The following is an 18,624-nucleotide window of genomic DNA, read 5'->3' as shown; positions in this document are numbered from 1 at the left end:
GACTCGATTAAAATTTGATATTATAAGTAACTGAAGGTAGAATCGGGAACAGATAGATCATTCTAGCCTCCTTCTCATTCCCATCACCAATGGTATTCCCATCATCATCTTGTTTCACACGAGTGTACAACGAAAATGGATTCTTACGACTATAAGCATTATATAAAGAGAATACCCAAGAGGTCTTCCACTTCTTATGTGCGTTAGATTTTGGTGTTAAAGTGGCACTCAAATCAAGCCTATGGAAGGCAGGTAAATTGTATCCATTTCTTTCGGTAATTACATCGGCAGAATATCCGTCACCCCACTCGTAAGTGCCAGAAGGAATGGTAGTCGGCCTTCCAGTTCCATAGGTAAAGCCTCCACCAAATGACCATTTATCGCTGTAATCATAAGTGGCTAGCATGTTTAAACTATGTCGTCTGTCGTAGTTGGCTAAAAAGGTTTTGCCCACGTTTACGCCATCAATTGTCCGTTCTGTTTTTGATAAAGTGTAAGCAATAAAACCAGTAAGTGCTCCCTCTTTTTTCTGTAAAAAGAGTTCCAAACCATAAGCCTCTCCATCGCCTTGGCGGTACTCGGTACTCAAATCAGTATTAAAAAAAACCTGAGCGTTATCCGCAAAATCGGTCACGTTATCCATCTTCTTGTAATAAGCCTCCGCAGAAAACTCATACATATTATCATTTAGGTTTTTGAAGTAGCCTATGGCCACCTGATCGGCAACCTGAGGTTTCAAATAATAACTACTTGGTGCCCACGTATTGAAAGGTAAAGGAACGGTTCCGCTAGAAATCAAATGGGTGTTCTGAACCATTCGGTTATAGCTCATTTTCATTGAACTCGATTCAGTCAGCATATAACGCATAGAGAAACGTGGCTCAATATTCACATAGGTTTTGATGGGCTCAAAACTTTTGAAGGAAAGCGTATCCGTTCTTACTGGATCAATATTATCCTTTGGGTTTTCATACAAATACACATCGCCCTTACCTACACTCTGAAAAACAGACAGCCTAGCCCCATAGGTCATGGTGAGTTTTTTGGACACTTCATGTTGTGCACCAAGGTAAAATGCATGGTCTAAAGCATATTCATGCTGTAATTCAGTTGCTTTAAAAATAGACTCATCACTAGATGGTGTAATCTTGCCCGGTGCAAAACGCTTATAAGTTACGTGATACCCAAAATCCAATTCGAATTGTGGGCTTGCAAAGTAATTGAAGTCATTTTTGAAACTGTATTCCTGTAGGTTAGAATCCCAACGAATCCCTTGTACTGGATCTTCGATACCCAAACCGTAATCAAAGCTTGAAGCAATCAGTGAAGTGTTTGAGAACAGCTTGTCACTAAACAGGTGATTCCAACGAAACGTGGCAGTCTTGTTCCCCCAGTCGAAACCAAAATCTTCACCAAAACTAAAATCATCTCGTCCTGAATATACCGACAAAAAGAAGCGGTTCTTATTGTTCGCTCTCCAATTCACCTTGGCGTTGATATCATAAAAGTAAACTAAGTTATCATTGTTGGCGGCCCTTAAAAACAAATCGACATATGACCTGCGTACGGAAAGTAAATAGGAGCTTTCATCTTTCTTGATGGGCCCTTCCACTGAAAGACTACTGGCCAAAAGGCCAATTCCAGCTTCCCCTTCAAACTCCTTATTATTTCCATCTCGGGTTCTTACATCCAGAATGGAAGAAAGCCTTCCACCAAAACGGGATGGAATCCCCCCCTTATAGAGTTCTGAATCTTTGATGATATCAGCATTGAATACCGAAAATAGACCAAACAAATGTGAAGGATCATATACGGGTGCCTCATCAATCAAAATCAAATTCTGATCTGCACTTCCTCCTCGAACAAAGAAACTGGAAGTACCTTCTCCTGCGGAAATCACCCCAGGAAGCATCTGAATGGTTTTAATAATATCAGGCTCACCGAAAAGTGCTGGAAGTTTCTTCACCTGCTTGATGTCCAAATCATTCCTACTCATTTGAATGCTAGACACATTCGCGATTGGACTTTCGCCCGTAACTACCACCTCTTCCAATTCAGTAAATTCTTCTGGAAGGGCAATGTTCAATTCAATGTCCTTATCCAGCGTGATCTTCTGTTCAATGGTTTTATAACCAATAAAACTGTACTTGACCGTATAATTCCCCGGTGCAAGTGTAATAGAATAGAAGCCGTAATTATTGGAAATGACTCCATTCCCAATTTCGACTACTAAAACCGTGACCCCCAATAGTTCTTCTCCATTGGAGGCGTCTCGTACATAACCGTTCAAGGTGACCTTTTCTTGAGCCGATGCGAGTACAGTACACAATACGACACATGTCGTAAGTAAAAATTTGCGCATAATTAAATTAGAGTTTTGACCTGTTGTTTGTTTTAAAAAATTAGACCTAAAATAGACTAACCACCTTAATGACGATTCAAATGATCAATACACTTAGACGCCATTAAAAAATAATCCTATGTGTAAGTCGTAATAACAGAAGGAAGGTTGCAATTACCCTCAATTAAATTCGTGTTCGGGTCGATAATTTAGGTTAAATCAATGCATAAGGCATAAAAAAAGAGCTTAGACAAAATCTAAGCTCTTTCAAATTATAATTATTTTATTTTTAATTCATTGCAATCACACCGCATCCAATTCTTGGACCCGCAGCACCTGACGGTTGAGAAGTAAAATCATCTATCCCAGCATGTACAATTACCGCTTTGTTCAAGATGTTTGAGTTATCATCCCCTCCAATTGTCCAACCTTCCACTTCCATAGAAAGTGTTCCACTTCCATCTTCACCAACCGTTAGGTTACCAATATCACCTTTGTGAAAGTCTCCGCCTTCAGCTCTATTGCCGTGATCTACGCCCATTGGGTTCCAGTGGCCTCCAGCTGAAGCACCATCTGCAGCAGAGCAATCGCCAATGGCGTGAATATGCACTGCGTGATTACCTGGCTCTATGTTCATTAGACTTACATCCAACTTGATATTCCCATTGGATAATTCTTTAAATACAACCGTCCCTTTCAGGTTGCTATCGCTTTTACTTAATAAATCTACACTAACGCTCTTCATCGGTTCAGCCGCCACTTCAGTAGCTGAATCTGACTTTTCCTCAGACTTTTCTTTACCCTGAGAACAGCCAAAAGTCATGGCTGCAACTGCACAAATTAGAAGCATTCCATTGATCTGTTTTTTCATCATATCGGTTTCGTTTAATTCAAGTTCAAAGGTTGAAATTATATAACACAACTACAATGAGAACTGTTTTAATTAAGTTCTTGAAAATGGTCCTTTATGCTGATTTATACATCAGTGGTAAAACTAGAATTTATATTTAAAACCCACTCTTACCACTTGGGTCTCATAGTAATTTTCATAAAGTGCTCTAAAGTTGTCTTCCCTAAACTCTTGCTTCAAACCAAAACGATTGAAAATATCTGAAAACGAAACAGTAAATTCTCCTTTTCCAGCCAGTACCACTCGCTTTGCGCCTAAGTCTAATGACGATCTTTCAAACTGACGACCTTGAGGAATGTTCTTTGGGGCGAAGTACAAATAGCTGAGCTGTAATTCTGTATTTTTCGATATTGTAAACTGATTGTTGATTTTAGTATCCCAAGTAATGTCATCCGTATTTTCAATATTAAATGTACGTACATAAGGGAATAAAATCGTTCCAGAATAAGCATCTACGGTATTGACATACCAATTAAAACTTCCAGAAGCTTTCCACCAATCGGTTAGGGTTTGAGAGAGCAAAATCTCAACACCAAGGTTTGAACCACTGCCTACATTCTGATAGATTTTATTCACGATATTGTAATCGGGGTTAGAATTATCCACCGAATACACACGCATAAACGGATCGTTGATTTGGCGATAATACACCGACATAAAAACAGAACCCGAACTCCAATCGTGATTAAAAGCCGTTTCAACAGTTTGGGTAAATTGTGGACGTAAATAAGGATTTCCCACTTTCAACAATTCAGGGTCATCATACTTAGCAAACACTCTAAGTTCAGGTTCTCCCGGCCTGTCTACCCTTCTGTTATAAAACACAGAAAGAATGTTGTTCTCATTAAGCCTTAAACTAAAGCGTACATTTGGGTAAAGCTCGAAGTAGTTATAGGCATCATTCTGATCGTAATAAATATTGGCTGGGTCTAGATCATAGAACACATCCACATATTCTGCACGAAGCCCCGCTTCGATATCGAATTTCTTTTGCTCATATACATAATTGAAATAACCCGCATACAGATTTTCACCCCAATCCGATTGATCACCCAAGCCTTCGTAGATCACGGACTGATTGCCTGGGCTAACATCATAGGTAATCGGAAGCCTTCTGACCTGGAGTTTCCCTCCCGTTTCAAACCTTCCTTGTCTTAAAGGTTTAACATAATCCAAAGTAATCGGGATGGTATGCTCAATAGCAATCAGATGGGTTCTGTCTGTTGAAATTCTAATGTCAGAGCTATCGTTTAAGAAGTACTCTTCATCTTCCCCGCCGCGTGTATATTGAATACTGGCCTTTAGTTCTCGCCCTGGCTCGCTGAATTTATGTTTAAAATCGGCTGACACATTAAAATGACCTGTGATTTCTTCTTCGCGCCATGACCAGTATCGCTGGCGTCTTTCAATCTGCTGATCTATATAAGGTACTTGGGCCGTGTCGGTATGGTGTTCTCTATCGAAAATGGTAGTAATGCTGAGTGTATTGCTTTCGTCTAGAAAAAGGTCTATTCCTGTTTTAAAAACATACTGCGTTTGCCTTCTGTTTTCCGGAACTTGAGAAGCAACCACATCTCCATTATCGTAGTAACGAGTAGTGAATTCATTATTAGGTAGTTTCTTTTGTGAAAGCACTTCAGATTGAAAATAGAAATTCGATTTATCAGACCTTCTATTTAAGCTCAAACTAGGGGTGATTTTCTTATTGTTATCAAAACTTGGCCAGTCAGTAGGCAAATCTGCTCTTCTTTTTCCGAGTGCACCTATACCCAAAGCCAAGCCCACATCGCCATTCCAGCCTTTTTCACTTTCCTTTTTATAAATAATATTCAGGATTCCAGCCATTCCAGTGGCATCATATTTCGCGGATGGGTTATTAATGATCTCAATCCTCTCAATATTCGACATGGGAATAGTTGCTAAGCCCTTCTGATTACCATAGCCCGTCAATCCAGTTTGTTTTCCATCAATCAGCACGGCAACCTTGTCACTTCCGCGTAAAAGTATTTTTCCTTCTTGGTCTATAGTTACCCCCGGCAAGTTCTTCATCGCATCTAAAACCGAACCGCCCACTTGCGTGAGGTTATCATCTAGCGTAAATACCTTTTTTGATAAATCGGCAGCTAATGCCTCTCTTTCGCCTGCTACAGTGACTGATTCTAGGTTGGTGAGACTTGGTTCTAATGTAATTTTCCCTAAATCAAAAAAGCTGTTTTTACCATTCACTACAAGCTCAATGCTTTTTGAGGTATATCCAAGAAAGGAGAAGTTCACGGTGTAATTACCAATTTTAACGCCTTCAATTGTAAACTGACCATTATCATCGGTCAATGCACCCGTCACCAAAACACTATCCTTCTCAGTTTTAATGGCAACCGTAACAAAGGGGATTGGTTCGGAAGTATCTTTATCGTACACGCGACCAAAAACGGTGGCCGTGTTTTGTGCAATAGTAAAGAGTGGTATTAATAGAAAAGCAATAGCAATCAGCTGTTTCATGTGAGGGAAGTAAATATTGAGTTTTAGATAAATAATTTTTGAAGATAGAGAGACATACAACAAAAATGAAAGCAAAATATATTAAAGGTTTGGCCGACATTTTAACTTATATACCTCTCTATTTTAAGAGAATAAAATGAAGCTAAAGAGTTAACCTTCGTCTCCTTCCTCACCCTCTTCATCATCTTCATCATCTTCATTCACCACTTTTGAGCTGATCACCGTACCATTGGCATCAAAGATTACCTCCAAAGTTTCTTCGTCCTTCTCAATCTCAGCTTCATACTGAACCACACCATTTGGCTTTTCAATTTTAGTGGTCTCTTCTACTTCATAACCTTCGTATTTGGCCTTTAAAGTAGCTTTTACTGCTGCAGGTAACTCTTTATCCTTGATTTCAGTTTCAGTTTCCAACCAAGTACCATCAGTTTTGAAATTGGCCGACATTTCCGCCTTATTCATTTTAAAATTGGCTTCGTACTCGCCTTCTTCTTCCATTTCCCACTCTACCGATTTGGCATTGGTGAATTTGGCTTTAAAGGCATCTTGTACTGCCTTTGGTGCTTCCACTTGGGCACATGCTAAATTGGCCAATAGCAAGGCCATAACGATCATTGTTTGTTTCATTTTCATATTCAGTTTTTTTCTTGAAGTAACTACACGATTCTGTAGAAAAACTGGAAGATTGAAACGATTAGCCTTTTTCTAGGGCAGAAAAATCAACTGTAATCTGATGTTCATCATTTTTACTTTGATACTGGATTTGAAGCCCTTGGTTATCGCAAGCTGTTTTCACTATGGCCAAGCCCAAACCAATGGAGTTACTTGTGGACTTTCCTTTTTTAAACCGCTCAAAAAGACTTTCAGCAGGTACGGTCAAGGGTAGACCTGAATTGGTGATCGTCAATATGTCGCCAATGAGTTCTATGCGTAAAAACCCATTTTGAATATTGTGCTTAATGGCGTTGCCAATCAAGTTTTGCAAAAGGATATCGACAATGCTCTTATTGATGATATAATAGCAGCTGGCCTCAGAAACCAATATCTCCACCTTCACTGCCATAGCATCAGAAAAGTCTTTAAAGTCCTCTAAAACCGAGTTTATTACCGCTTTCATATCCATCCGCTCCATTCCAGAAAATTGATGGTTTTCCAACTTAGAAAGCAGCAATAGATTTTTATTGATTAGAGAAACCCGTTGAAGTGCACTGCTCATTTTTTCGAGGCGCTGCTGCCCATCCACTTTGATCGTTTCATCTTCCGCCAGAATGTCCAAATTGCTTTTAATAATGGCAATTGGATTTTGAGTTTCGTGGGCAGCATTTTCGGTAAACTCCTTTAAACTGATATAATCAGCAGCTATTTTATCAGTTACCTTCATCAAGGTTTCGTTCAGGGCATTAAACTCTTCAATGTCAGATTCAATTGGCTTAAACTGCTTTGATTGATTTAAATCGTAACCTTGAAACAGCTTGAGGTTTTGATAAAAACTACTCCATAGTTTCTTCGACACAAAACGATTTACCCAAAACAAACCCAACAGAATAAACACAAAAAGAACAGATAAACTCAGCGTCACCATAAACAGGATATCCTCCTTTTCGATCAGCGATTTTCTGACGGTAAGCTTATAGTTTTGTCCATTGATAATAGCGTAACGAGTAAGCTGCTTAAAGGGCATGGTTTCTTCTTCTAGGCTGTTATAAAACAATGTGTCAGTATAAACCAGCGCTGGCGAGTAAGATGCTGTAAGCTCAATTTCTAATTCATTGCTCTTGGGTGGCAATATCGGTTCTTCAGCCATTTCTAACTGTTGGATCCACTGATCAGATTCATGCAGTAGCAGCTCTGACACTTCATGCTCTATAATTCGCTCGAAAGCAAAGTAGAAAACGATGCCGCCAACCAAAAAAACCACTAAGGCCGAGCCGATAAAGTACCTCCCAGATTTAACGAGTAATTTCACTGTTTTACAAATTTATAGCCCATACCATATACCGCATGAATGTATTTATGATCACTGTGTTCGTTCAGTTTTTTCTTCAGGTTTTTGATTTGCGAATAAATGAAATCGTAGGAATCAGCCATGTCCATAAAATCACCCCATAGATGTTCGGCCAAGGCATTTTTTGAAATCACCCTTTTCGCATTGGTAATAAAGTAAAGCAACAGTTGATACTCTTTTTTGGTAAGGGTAACAGGCTGAAGATTCACAGTAACTACCTGACTGTCTGTATCGATGTTAATGTCTTGAAACTGAATTTCATTCTTCCCTTCAAAATTCCTTCTGCGCAATACTGACTTAATTCTCGCATTTAATTCGGGGAGGTGAAAAGGTTTAGTAAGGTAATCGTCTGCTCCAATTTGTAGCCCCTCTAATTTATCTTCCAATGAATCTTTGGCTGAAATAATCACCACGCCAGAAGATAAATTGGCCTGTTTGAGCAATCGAATAACATCCAGTCCGCTGCCATCTGGAAGTGTGATATCTACCACTACACAATCATACTCATACAACTCAATTTTCTCAGAGGCCTGCGTAAAGTCCGAAGCAATTTCACACACATTACCTTCCTGTAAAAGGTAGTGCTGAATGTTATCAGCCAGCATGGTTTCATCTTCAACCAAAAGTATTTTCATAACAATGTAGTCTGAGCAGGTTTATATCAATAAGTCTTACAATTTCGGCAAATCTAAGACGAGATTCTGTAGATATTTTGGTTTTCATCATTGCCCATTTAAAGTCTAAACGGAACTACTCCTATAATTTTTGCATTACCGCAAGGCACTTTACTATATTTGCAAGCTCAAATCAATACAATGCGCCTCAGACAATTAGCCCGTAAACTCCAAGTTCAGCCCAAGCAGTTAATCGGTATTTTATCCAAAAATGGGCATGAGATTGAAAACGACCCTAATTTTAAACTGACCGAAGAACAGGAAAGCCTTATTCTTTCTATCGTTCCTGTGCCTGAAGCGCCTATTGAAGCCAAAGTAGTAGCGCCCAAAAAAGAAGCAGTTAAAGTAGTTGAGCCCGTTGAAGAACCTTTAGAAGTTGCTGAAGAAGTTGAGACACCCACAGCAAAAATCATTACGCCAGAAGCTGTTGAAGAAGCACCAAAAGAAGTGCCCAAAACAGTTAAGTTAGAAGAAGTAAAAGAGGTGCCTAAGGTGTATAGCTTAGAAAAAGAAGCGCAAGAAAAGCACAAGGATGTTGAACTGATTAAAGCACCCAAGCTACAATTGGAAGGTTTGAAAGTTTTGGGTAAAATTGACTTGCCTGAACCTAAGGTGAAGGAAAAAGCCAAACCAGAAGAGGCAGAAGAAACTACTGAAAAGCCACAAACTCGGAAGGCTACTCAAAACAGAAGCAATCCTACCCACGACCGCAAAAGAGAAAATCAACGCACAAGACCTACTGCACTTGAGTTGGAAAGAAGAAAAGCGGAACGAGAAGCTAAGCAAAAGAGATTAGCTGAAGAAAAACGCATCAAGGCGTTGAAAGAAAGGCACTATAAAGAAAGTGTACAGGCCAAATTAAAAGCAACAGCATCTAAGAAAAAGAAGACCAAACCAGAAGCTGCTCAAGCCTCTGAGCAAACTAAAAAAGCCGTCAAAGCGCCCGTTAAAAAGCAAGCCCCTAAAAAAGGATTGCGTAGGTTATGGGCATGGCTCAATGGAGAGTTGGATAAGCATTAGTCGGTCTGCCTCCTAATTTTCTTCACCAGTACTTTTTTGTTCTTATTGGTGTTCTCACCAACGAGCCACCTTTGAATTTATTCTTCCCATGAAAATCCTGTGAAGGAAAAGAAGATGATAGCTGACGATTTTGTCCAGTATCATTATTCATCTACCGTATTCTATGAGGATGACAACAGCGAATTCAAATTCTTTAAATACGAAATGGAGTTGTTTGAATAGCGTTTCGGTTGCCCCATGACCGTTTGTTGGTGACAACACCAACGAAGACAGAATTTCTTCTAAAAAAGGGCTTTGCATAGGAGTTTAAAAAAAGTAGTTTAGGTCATTTTTCATACCATTTTTTAGAATTAGTTTTGTCCCAGTTAAATGCCACATATATGGATAGCCTATCACCTCAACAGCGGGAGTTTCTTGAAATCAATGGGTATTTAATAATTAAAGGTCTTCTTGATTCTGAAAAAATACGGGAATTAAAGCATCGATTGATTGAAATAAGGCGCCATGAGGGGCCTAGGGTAGGTGAATATGGTTACTCTAAGATTAGGGAAGATCTGATCAAACAGAATTCAAATTTTAGATTATGGGGTTTTGATTTGTTTTACACAATCCTCAAATTCATTTGTTCATTTTTACCCTTAACCCGAATCTCCATTCAGTCAAAGTCTGCTTACTATAATGGACAAAATTCCTGGAAAATAGAAATCAGACAAATGCTTATTGCAATCCGCGAGCAATTTGATTCAAAGGATCAAAGAATTTGTGACCTTGTAAACAAGGGGGAAGTTTTTTCAATTTTTTATCGACATCCATTAATCTTAGAAGCCGTAAAAAATGTTGTGGGTGAAGAATTTAAACTCTCATCTCTTAACATTCGGTCGCCTAAACGAAACAACAATCCACAGGATATGCATGTAGATTGGCCATGGGCTGTAGGGTCTGATGAATCTTATGCATGTAATGCTCTTTGGTTATTGGATGATATGGATGAATCCAATGGTCCAACAAGACTTATCCCAGGTTCACATAAATGGGCGAAGATTCCTTCCGAAGGTATGCAGTACCTTAAATCAACACATCCTAAAGAGATTCAAATTACAGCCAAAGCAGGAGATGTGCTTTTTTTGAATTCACATATTTGGCATGGTGGAACAACAAATATCACTGGAAATCCGAGGGCTATAGTTCAAAGTTATTATGTCCATAAGGCCCATCCCTCTCAACAAGTTCAAAGAAACCAAATTCGGAGTAATACTTTTAGTTATTTAAACGATGAAGATTTAAGGGTTCTCGATATCTTAGGTGATTAATTCTGACAATTGGTTAAATGCAACATAGCCTAATCCACTATTTAGTCTATGGTATATTATTGTTAAATTTATGATAATGAGCATTGCGCATTTTCTTGAAATAGTTAAGGTTTAACGCCATAGCTTAAGTACGGTCGATAGTTATGCTTCCACACTTAACCTTATCAAAGTACATTTCAAAAGCCTCTGCCCACTATTTTCCTCACCAGTACTTTTTTTCCAATTACTTCACACCATGGGCTGTTTTAGAAAATCTTCTAAAACACTTATTGCTATGTGCTTTAAACTCTATCAAGCTGACTAACTTGATCCAGAAAAAGAAATCGGAAAAAATGAAAAAAGAACTTACACTTGAGCAAATTGAAATTACAAAGCAGTTTCAGGCCCATATTAATGCTGAAATAGAAGGTGATTTAGATACTACACTTTCCACAATGACACCCAACCCTCATCTGAATAATATACCTACTTTAATAGGCGGGATCGGCTATGAAGGCGTAAAGAGTTTTTACAGCAGTCTCATTCCGTTTGATAAGTTCTTTCCACCAGACCTTGAAATGGTTCCTGTATCTCAGACAATTGACCAAAATCAATTGGTCGATGAAATAATTTTCAAGTTCACACATACTACTGAAGTCGGGTGGATGCTACCCAACATCCCCCCTACTGGAAAGCGTGTTGAAATCCCTTTGGTGGTAATCGTTGGGTTTGAAGACGGAAAAGTTACTCATGAACATATCTATTGGGATCAAGCAAGTGTGCTCGTCCAAATTGGTTTGCTAAGCCCTGAAGGTTTGCCTATTCATGGCATTGAAACCGCTCAGCGCATGGAAGAAATAATAAGCAAAACTCAATCATAACTTCCCAGCTTGGACCTTGTTGATGACAAGAGGCTGACCGAGAATGTTCGCCCTTGTTGGTGTTGTCACCAACAAGCCTCCTTTTAGTTTATTCTTTAGGGATTTGTAAAATTATCTCATGTTTGCAATTCTTCACGACCACTGTCCTTAAATGGATACCCGTGTTGCACAATGACCGTTACAAGCAAATCATTATAGATTCGCTCAGCTTTCTAACCATCAACAATCGATGTAAGGTTTATGGGCTCGTCATCATGCCCAATCATATCCATTTGATTTGGCAGATCAATGAAAATCATAAAAGGGAAGATGTACAAAGAGATTTTCTCAAATATACCAGCCAACAGATTCGCTTTGGGCTTCAAGATACCAACAGCGATTTACTCCCACAATTTGAGGTTAATCTCAAAGATCGAAAATATCAGATCTGGCAGCGAAACCCCTTGTCTATTGACTTGTTGAGCCGGAAGACAATTGAGCAGAAGTTAGACTATATTCATGCAAATCCGGTGAAGGGTAAATGGATGTTAGCTGATGACTTTGTCCAGTATCATTATTCATCAGCCGCATTCTATGAGGAAGACAACAGCGAATTCAAATTCCTGAAACACTATATGGAGCTTTTTGAATAGCTTTTCGGTTGGCGAATAGCTATGACATTTTGTTGGTGACAACACCAACAAAGGCAGAGGTGCAGACACCACATCTCTCATTTACACAGTAGGTTCTTCCAATCAAATTAAAACGATTAGATTGAATGATCAATTAAATGAGGGTAAACGCTATGGTGTTTAGCCTCATTAGAAACCACAATAGACTTATGAAAAAACTAATTTACTTCACGTTAGCCCTGTTTACCTTTGTTTCCTGCGACAAGGAAAAAGTGGCAGAGGCCAATAAATTCGATTTCGATGGGATCGATGAAAGCATAAAACCGGGAGACAATTTTTTCCTCCACGTAAACAAAACCTGGTACGATAACGCAGTAATCGCAGACGACCAATCAGGCGTTGGTTCTTATAGCTTCTTAAATATTCCTCAGAAGGTACTTTTAGAAAACATTTTGGTAGAAGTTTCCAGTGGAACCCATGAAAAAGGCAGCGCTGATCAAATGGTAGGCGACTTTTACAATTCAGGAATGAATACCGCGCTGATCAACGAACGTGGTTTTGAACCCATTCGGCCTTTGTTGGATCAAATCAACGCCATCAACTCTATTCCAGCAATGATGCAATTTGTGGCCAATGAGTTCAAGTCAGGAAATGGTTCATTGATCAGTATGGGGGTTTCTCCAGACGATCAAAACAGCAGCGTCAACATGTTGCACTTTGGTCAAACTGGTCTTGGCTTGCCCGATCGTGATTATTATTTTAAAACAGATGAATCTACTCTTGAAATCCAAAAGGCCTATCAAACGTACTTGACCAAGTTGTTTGAATTAATAGGAAATGAGAATGCAGCTCAAAGTACTGCAGCTGCCTATGGCATTGAAAAACAATTGGCGGAAGCGCATAAAACGCGTATCGAACGTAGAGATGTCAAAGCCAATTACAACAAACTGGCCGTAGCCAATCTTAATAAAAATCAACCCAATATTGGCTGGTCCAAATTGTTAAGTGATTTAGGGGCAGAAGCCGATTCTGTCGATGTGGGTCAACCTGCCTACTATGCGAAACTGAATACTATGCTTCCTTCCGTTCCTTTAGCCGATTGGAAGACCTATTTAAAAGCCAATGTATTGACCAATTATGCCGAAATCTTAAGTGAGCCTTTTGAAACGGCTGCCTTCGAATACTCAAAAATCATCTCTGGGCAAGCCGTGAAACAGCCGCGTGCTCAAATCATGGTAAATAAGGTGGACAGACAGCTCGGTTTTGCGCTGGGGCAATTATACGTAGCACGATATTTCAATGAAGAGGCGAAAACTAGGGTGGCCGATTTGGTCAACAATCTGCAAAAAGCCTTTGAAACTAGAATCAATCAACTGGACTGGATGAGTGATGTCACAAAGGTTCAAGCAAAGGAGAAATTATACGCGATTACCAAGAAGGTAGGCTACCCAGATGTTTGGAGAGACTACGGAAATGTAAACATAGATAAGGATAAGTACTTTGAAAATGTAGTGGCGTTAAGAAAAAACGATTATCAGTATGGTTTAGATAAGTTGAACAAAGCCCCTAACAAATTTGAATGGGGCACAACGCCATCTACAGTAACCGCCTACTACAACCCTTCTCAGAATGAGATTGTGTTTCCAGCAGGAATTCTACAATTTCCTTACTTCGATTTACAAGCCGATGACGCCATTAATTATGGTGGTATTGGAATGGTGATCGGCCACGAATTGACCCATGCCTTTGACGATCAAGGTGCTCAGTTTGATAAAGATGGAAATGTAAAAAACTGGTGGACGGATGAAGACTACAAAAAATTCCAAGCAAAAACGCAGCAGATCATTGATCGATACAGCTCTTATACTGTTTTGGACAGTTTGCATTTAATAGGCGAATCATCTGTTGGGGAAAATACAGCAGATAATGGCGGGATCTCCATTGCTTATGAAGCCTTTAAGTTAACCAAGCAAGGACAAGACACAGTAAAGATTGGCGGATATACGCCCGACCAACGTTTCTTTATGTCCATTGCCCGTATTTGGCGTGTAAAAACCCGAGACGAGTATTTACGCAACTATGTGAAAACGAATTCCCATTCACCACCAATGTGGCGTGTAAACGGTCCTTTAATGAACTTCACTCCTTTTTACGAAGCATTTGATGTTCAGCCGGGTGATGCCAATTACAAATCTGTAGAAGAAAGAATCAAGATTTGGTAAAAACTGAGTGACCGAGTGCTCAGCACTAAAAGAATAGGCTAATCGAGTAGAGGGCCGTGAGCAATAAGCTTACGGCCCTCTAACTTTTAAAGACCTCATAAGATGCCCTTGTTGGTGTTGTCACCAACAAAGGCAGAAACTAGTTGAAGGCCATGGATGAATAATTCATGGCCTTCTTTATTATCTCCCTCCTAACATAATCACCGCCCAATTTTAGAAAATCTATTAAAATCCATATCCAATTATATTATAGGTGCGCTCAATCAAATTAAAAACTATTAGATTGAGTGAAAAATAGAAGCCATTAATGAAAAAGGTTGAAGTTGTTGCAGGTGTGATATTTTGTCAAGATCAGGTTCTATGTGTTCAGAGACCAAAAAACAAATTCAATTACATTTCAGAGAAATTTGAATTTCCCGGAGGGAAAATTGAAGAAGGCGAAACCAAAGAAGAAGCTTTGCACCGCGAACTATTGGAAGAACTGAACCTTTCAACAAAAATCAAATCCTTTTACCTAACGGTTGTACATCAATACCCAGATTTCGAATTAACGATGCACAGTTTTACGTGTGAAGTTGAATCGAAAGAACTCACCCTTCATGAACACATTGATCAAAAATGGCTAACGATTAACGAACTTACAGTACTAGATTGGGCTGCTGCCGATATTCCAATAGTCGATAAACTTGTTTCTAATGGATGACATGATTCTAAGTTTCAATAAGAGTTTACAGACTGGGTATGTAGACAAGTCCATTTTATCTAATCTCGATTACCAACCAGAGTTACTCGTGAACCAAAAGAATCCACCGAAAAAGGTGCTTTCAACTATTCTTCATGAGCTTGAAAATTGTAATCAGTTTTTTATATCCGTAGCATTTGTAACTACAAGTGGAGTTGCTACGATAATCAACAAATTGAAGGAATTAGAAGATCGAGGGATAAAAGGCGAGATATTAGTTTCTCAGTACTTGAACTTCACCCAACCCGAAGCTCTAAAAAGGTTAGTCCAGTTTACAAATATAGACCTAAGAATTGCTACAACAGGAAACGCTCATACCAAAGGATACATCTTTAAAAGTAAGGAACACTATAACCTAATTGTTGGCAGTAGTAATTTAACTGCAAATGCCTTGTCCACAAACAAGGAGTGGAATATTAAAGTATCCGCGTTAGATGAAAGTGGTCTCGTTGAAAAAATACTGAATGAATTTCGATCTGATTTTAAAAAAGGAGAGAATGTAACGGCAGAATATATTTTGACTTATGAAAAAATCTATCAGAGTCAATTTCTTCTAAATCGAAAAAACAAGCTTGAAAGCTTAACTGAAACTCAAGCGCAGATCACCCCGAATTCAATGCAAAAAGAAGCATTGGAAAATCTTAAAAACTTGCGGGCTGAGGGAAAAAACAAAGCGCTCATCATTTCGGCAACAGGAACTGGAAAAACCTATTTATCAGCATTCGATGCGAAAGCTTTTAACTCGAAAAAATTGCTTTTCGTAGTTCATCGGTTGACCATTGCGAAAGACTCACTAAACACATTTAAAAGTGTTTTTGGGAACGATAAAACCATGGGTTTGTATTCTGGAAGTGAGCAAAATTTGGATTGTGACTTTGTGTTTTCCACTATTCAAACCATTTCAAAAGCAAACCACTTAGACAACTTCAAGAAAGATCATTTTGATTACATCATAATTGATGAAACGCATCGGTCTGGAGCTGATTCATATTTGCGTTTGATTGAGCACTTTGAACCAAAATTTCTACTCGGAATGACCGCCACACCTGAGCGAACTGATGGCAATGACATATTTCAACTCTTCGACCATAACATTGCTTATGAAATCCGATTAAACAGAGCAATGGAAGAGGAAATGCTTAGTTCGTTTCATTATTATGGCATTACTGATTTATCAATTGACGACACCGAAGTCGATAGAAAATCGGATTTTAGATATTTAGTTTCGAGTGAACGCGTTGAACGCATTATTGAGCAAGTCAAATTCTATGGCAGCGATAATGGAATTACAAGAGGTTTGATCTTCTGCTCCAGAAAGAACGAAGCCGTTGAATTATCCGAATTATTCAATTCAAAAGGATTTAAAACGATTGCCTTGACAGGCGATAGTTCTGAAGAAGAAAGAGCCAGAGCGATTGAAAAAATAGAGACCGATAATCTGAGCGCAAAACTCGATTACATCTTCACTGTAGACATTTTCAATGAAGGGATTGATATTCCAAAAATCAATCAGATCATCATGCTTCGCCCAACAGATTCAGCGATTATATTCATTCAACAATTGGGTAGAGGATTAAGAAAAGTGGATGGGAAAGGGTACTTGACGGTTATTGATTTCATCGGAAACTATGAAAACAATTACCTCATTCCTATCGCATTGTATGGCGATACATCTTACAACAAAGACTCTTTGAGGAAATTGATAACGGAAGGCAGCAGAATGATTCCGGGAGCTTCTACCATCAATTTTGATGAAATCACCAAAGAGAGAATCTTCCAATCCATTGACACTGCTAACATGCAGTTGTATGCTGACTTGAAAAAGGATTACAACCTTTTGAAATTCAAGCTGGGTAGAACTCCAATGATGATGGATTTTATTGAGCATGGTTCTCGCGATCCTTTCTTATTCGTGGATTACGCTAATTCCTATTACAACTTTATCGTAAAAGTTGAGAAAGCAGAAAACATAGCATTATCAAAACAACAGATGAAATTACTGGAGTTGTTTGCTAAAGAAATAAACAACTCAAAACGACTTGAAGAAAGTCTAATCCTCAAAACACTGATCGAATCAAGTAAGCTTTCCGTGAAAGAATTGAAAGAACAAGTGCTTAAAAATCATGGATATTCCATTTCTGAAGAGACCATAAAATCTTGCGTTTCTAACTTGAATTTTGAGTTTGTTCGCGAAAAGAAAGACGGCAAAATGCTCCCTGCTAAAGAGATCTATGACTTAGATATTCTAAGCATTGTAAACGGAAATTTTGTCTTTTCGAACGCGTTTTCTGCGCACTTAAACCAAACTGAATTCAAGCGCTTTCTGGTCGATTCAGCAGCTTACTCAATTTACGAGTTTAACAGATTGTTTGACGCAGACAAATGGCAAAATGGATTTGTGCTTTACAGAAAGTATTCGCGGAAAGATGTGTTCAGAATATTGAATGTGGCGGAAAATCCCGTTGCCCAGAACGTAGGAGGATATCTCGTAAGTCCTGATAATGAACATTGTCCAATTTTTGTGAACTATCACAAAGAAGAGCATATTTCGGAATCGACAAAGTATGAAGATGAGTTTGTAAACAATAAAGAATTTGATTGGATGTCGAAGTCCAACAGGTCGTTGAGCAGCAATGATGTTCAATCTATTTTAGGTCAAAAGGGCCCTATTCGCCTTCCGTTGTTTATTAAAAAGAATAATGATGAAGGAATGGATTTCTACTACATGGGCGAGGTAAGTCCTGAATTGAATAAAGTGGAGCAAACCACCATGCCTAACGACAAAGGGAAGCAGCTTTCGGTGGTGAAAATTCGATTCAACTTAGCTAATCCTGTGACATCTATCATGTTCAATTATTTACATGAGAAGTCAGCGATCAAGACTGTTAAGCCAGCAAAAACAGCCAAAGTCATTCCGATTCAGCAATCTTTGAGTTTTGAAGAAGAACTGAGAAACCCAATTCCATTGTATGACTTTTATGCTGCTGCAGGCACATTTAGCGAATTACAATCAGAGAAGGATTTTACTCTCATTGAAGGTCCAGAAAACAGTTCAAGCAACGATTATTTCGCTTGTAAAATCATTGGTGAATCAATGAATAGAGTCATCCCGCACGGTTCTATTTGCTTGTTCAAACCATACACTGGTGGTAGCAGAAATGGTAAAATTGTGTTGGTAGAAAACATTGATATTCAGGATCCAGATTTCAACTCTGCTTTTACCATCAAAACCTACTCAAGTGAAAAGTCTGTTTCAGAAGAATCATGGGGTCACACTTCAGTTGTGTTAAGACCAAACTCATTTGACAGCTCGTACCAAAACATAATCATCACTGCAGAAAACGCTGCAGAAATGAGAGTTGTAGGTGAGTTTGTGAAAGTTTTAATGGATACCAAAGATTAGTACCACTTAGTGAAAATATAGATACCT

Annotated in this window: 14 protein-coding genes; 7 read left to right on the top strand and 7 right to left on the bottom strand. The window is 38.8% G+C overall.

Annotated elements, in window-relative coordinates; genetic code table 11:
- Positions 1–7: 7 nt before the first annotated feature.
- From AWN68_RS07805 to AWN68_RS07780, 6 genes are all read right to left on the bottom strand, one after another.
- Positions 8–2,362, bottom strand: coding sequence for a TonB-dependent receptor (locus tag AWN68_RS07805; protein ID WP_068413697.1), 2,355 nt, complete (start codon positions 2,360–2,362; stop codon positions 8–10).
- A 268-nt stretch (positions 2,363–2,630) separates the two neighbouring features.
- Positions 2,631–3,215 (bottom strand): superoxide dismutase family protein, encoded by a 585-nt coding sequence (locus tag AWN68_RS07800; RefSeq protein WP_068413695.1) that lies wholly within the window; start codon positions 3,213–3,215, stop codon positions 2,631–2,633.
- 120 nt (positions 3,216–3,335) lie between these two features.
- A complete protein-coding gene (locus tag AWN68_RS07795; protein ID WP_068413693.1) occupies positions 3,336–5,750 on the bottom strand; it encodes an outer membrane beta-barrel protein in 2,415 nt (804 codons plus the stop codon).
- A 150-nt stretch (positions 5,751–5,900) separates the two neighbouring features.
- Positions 5,901–6,383 carry a PepSY-like domain-containing protein gene (locus AWN68_RS07790; protein ID WP_068413691.1) on the bottom strand — a complete coding sequence of 161 codons (483 nt, stop codon included), beginning with the start codon at positions 6,381–6,383 and terminating at the stop codon, positions 5,901–5,903.
- 61 nt (positions 6,384–6,444) lie between these two features.
- Positions 6,445–7,716: a sensor histidine kinase gene (locus AWN68_RS07785; protein WP_068413688.1), complete on the bottom strand. Its 1,272-nt coding sequence runs from the start codon at positions 7,714–7,716 to the stop codon at positions 6,445–6,447.
- Positions 7,713–8,390: a response regulator transcription factor gene (locus AWN68_RS07780; RefSeq protein WP_068413686.1), complete on the bottom strand. Its 678-nt coding sequence runs from the start codon at positions 8,388–8,390 to the stop codon at positions 7,713–7,715. The genes AWN68_RS07785 and AWN68_RS07780 overlap by 4 nt, the downstream gene beginning before the upstream one ends.
- Positions 8,391–8,570: 180 nt before the next feature.
- Here AWN68_RS07780 and AWN68_RS07775 point away from each other — a divergent pair, with 180 nt between their 5' ends.
- Complete coding sequence (locus AWN68_RS07775; protein ID WP_068413683.1) at positions 8,571–9,449, top strand: hypothetical protein; 879 nt, start codon at positions 8,571–8,573, stop codon at positions 9,447–9,449.
- A 147-nt stretch (positions 9,450–9,596) separates the two neighbouring features.
- On the opposite strand, the gene AWN68_RS18975 is transcribed toward AWN68_RS07775, so the two are convergent.
- The gene (locus tag AWN68_RS18975; protein ID WP_157716127.1) at positions 9,597–9,749 is read right to left on the bottom strand and encodes a hypothetical protein; all 153 of its coding nucleotides are present in this window, start codon (positions 9,747–9,749) and stop codon (positions 9,597–9,599) included.
- An 80-nt stretch (positions 9,750–9,829) separates the two neighbouring features.
- Between AWN68_RS18975 and AWN68_RS07770 the strand changes: the two genes are divergently transcribed.
- The 6 genes from AWN68_RS07770 to AWN68_RS07745 all read left to right on the top strand — a co-directional run bounded on the left by AWN68_RS07770 (position 9,830) and on the right by AWN68_RS07745 (position 18,597).
- Positions 9,830–10,759 (top strand): phytanoyl-CoA dioxygenase family protein, encoded by a 930-nt coding sequence (locus tag AWN68_RS07770; protein ID WP_068413681.1) that lies wholly within the window; start codon positions 9,830–9,832, stop codon positions 10,757–10,759.
- Between the two features lie 332 nt (positions 10,760–11,091).
- Positions 11,092–11,619 (top strand): ester cyclase, encoded by a 528-nt coding sequence (locus tag AWN68_RS07765; RefSeq protein ID WP_068413738.1) that lies wholly within the window; start codon positions 11,092–11,094, stop codon positions 11,617–11,619.
- A 62-nt stretch (positions 11,620–11,681) separates the two neighbouring features.
- Positions 11,682–12,251, top strand: a complete 570-nt coding sequence (locus AWN68_RS07760) for an REP-associated tyrosine transposase (protein ID WP_394330275.1) — start codon at positions 11,682–11,684, stop codon at positions 12,249–12,251.
- A 188-nt stretch (positions 12,252–12,439) separates the two neighbouring features.
- Positions 12,440–14,452 carry a M13 family metallopeptidase gene (locus tag AWN68_RS07755; RefSeq protein WP_068413679.1) on the top strand — a complete coding sequence of 671 codons (2,013 nt, stop codon included), beginning with the start codon at positions 12,440–12,442 and terminating at the stop codon, positions 14,450–14,452.
- A gap of 307 nt (positions 14,453–14,759) precedes the next feature.
- Positions 14,760–15,155: a (deoxy)nucleoside triphosphate pyrophosphohydrolase gene (locus AWN68_RS07750; RefSeq protein WP_068413676.1), complete on the top strand. Its 396-nt coding sequence runs from the start codon at positions 14,760–14,762 to the stop codon at positions 15,153–15,155.
- The gene (locus tag AWN68_RS07745; RefSeq protein ID WP_068413673.1) at positions 15,148–18,597 is read left to right on the top strand and encodes a DUF3427 domain-containing protein; all 3,450 of its coding nucleotides are present in this window, start codon (positions 15,148–15,150) and stop codon (positions 18,595–18,597) included. The genes AWN68_RS07750 and AWN68_RS07745 overlap by 8 nt, the downstream gene beginning before the upstream one ends.
- Positions 18,598–18,624: the final 27 nt, after the last annotated feature.

Origin of the sequence: Roseivirga echinicomitans, assembly GCF_001592935.1 — a bacterium.
In the GTDB taxonomy this organism is placed as follows: Bacteria; Bacteroidota; Bacteroidia; order Cytophagales; family Cyclobacteriaceae; genus Roseivirga; species Roseivirga echinicomitans.
This window is presented reverse-complemented; position numbering and strand designations above follow the sequence as displayed.

Excerpts from the sequence above, each read along its gene's own strand:
- AWN68_RS07805 (WP_068413697.1), bottom strand. The coding sequence starts at position 2,362 with ATGCGCAAATTTTTACTTACGACATGTGTCGTATTGTGTACTGTACTC.
- AWN68_RS07800 (WP_068413695.1), bottom strand. The coding sequence starts at position 3,215 with ATGATGAAAAAACAGATCAATGGAATGCTTCTAATTTGTGCAGTTGCA.
- AWN68_RS07795 (WP_068413693.1), bottom strand. The coding sequence starts at position 5,750 with ATGAAACAGCTGATTGCTATTGCTTTTCTATTAATACCACTCTTTACT.
- AWN68_RS07790 (WP_068413691.1), bottom strand. The coding sequence starts at position 6,383 with ATGAAAATGAAACAAACAATGATCGTTATGGCCTTGCTATTGGCCAAT.
- AWN68_RS07780 (WP_068413686.1), bottom strand. The coding sequence starts at position 8,390 with ATGAAAATACTTTTGGTTGAAGATGAAACCATGCTGGCTGATAACATT.
- AWN68_RS07775 (WP_068413683.1), top strand. The coding sequence starts at position 8,571 with ATGCGCCTCAGACAATTAGCCCGTAAACTCCAAGTTCAGCCCAAGCAG.
- AWN68_RS18975 (WP_157716127.1), bottom strand. The coding sequence starts at position 9,749 with ATGCAAAGCCCTTTTTTAGAAGAAATTCTGTCTTCGTTGGTGTTGTCA.
- AWN68_RS07770 (WP_068413681.1), top strand. The coding sequence starts at position 9,830 with ATGGATAGCCTATCACCTCAACAGCGGGAGTTTCTTGAAATCAATGGG.
- AWN68_RS07765 (WP_068413738.1), top strand. The coding sequence starts at position 11,092 with ATGAAAAAAGAACTTACACTTGAGCAAATTGAAATTACAAAGCAGTTT.
- AWN68_RS07755 (WP_068413679.1), top strand. The coding sequence starts at position 12,440 with ATGAAAAAACTAATTTACTTCACGTTAGCCCTGTTTACCTTTGTTTCC.
- AWN68_RS07750 (WP_068413676.1), top strand. The coding sequence starts at position 14,760 with ATGAAAAAGGTTGAAGTTGTTGCAGGTGTGATATTTTGTCAAGATCAG.
- AWN68_RS07745 (WP_068413673.1), top strand. The coding sequence starts at position 15,148 with ATGGATGACATGATTCTAAGTTTCAATAAGAGTTTACAGACTGGGTAT.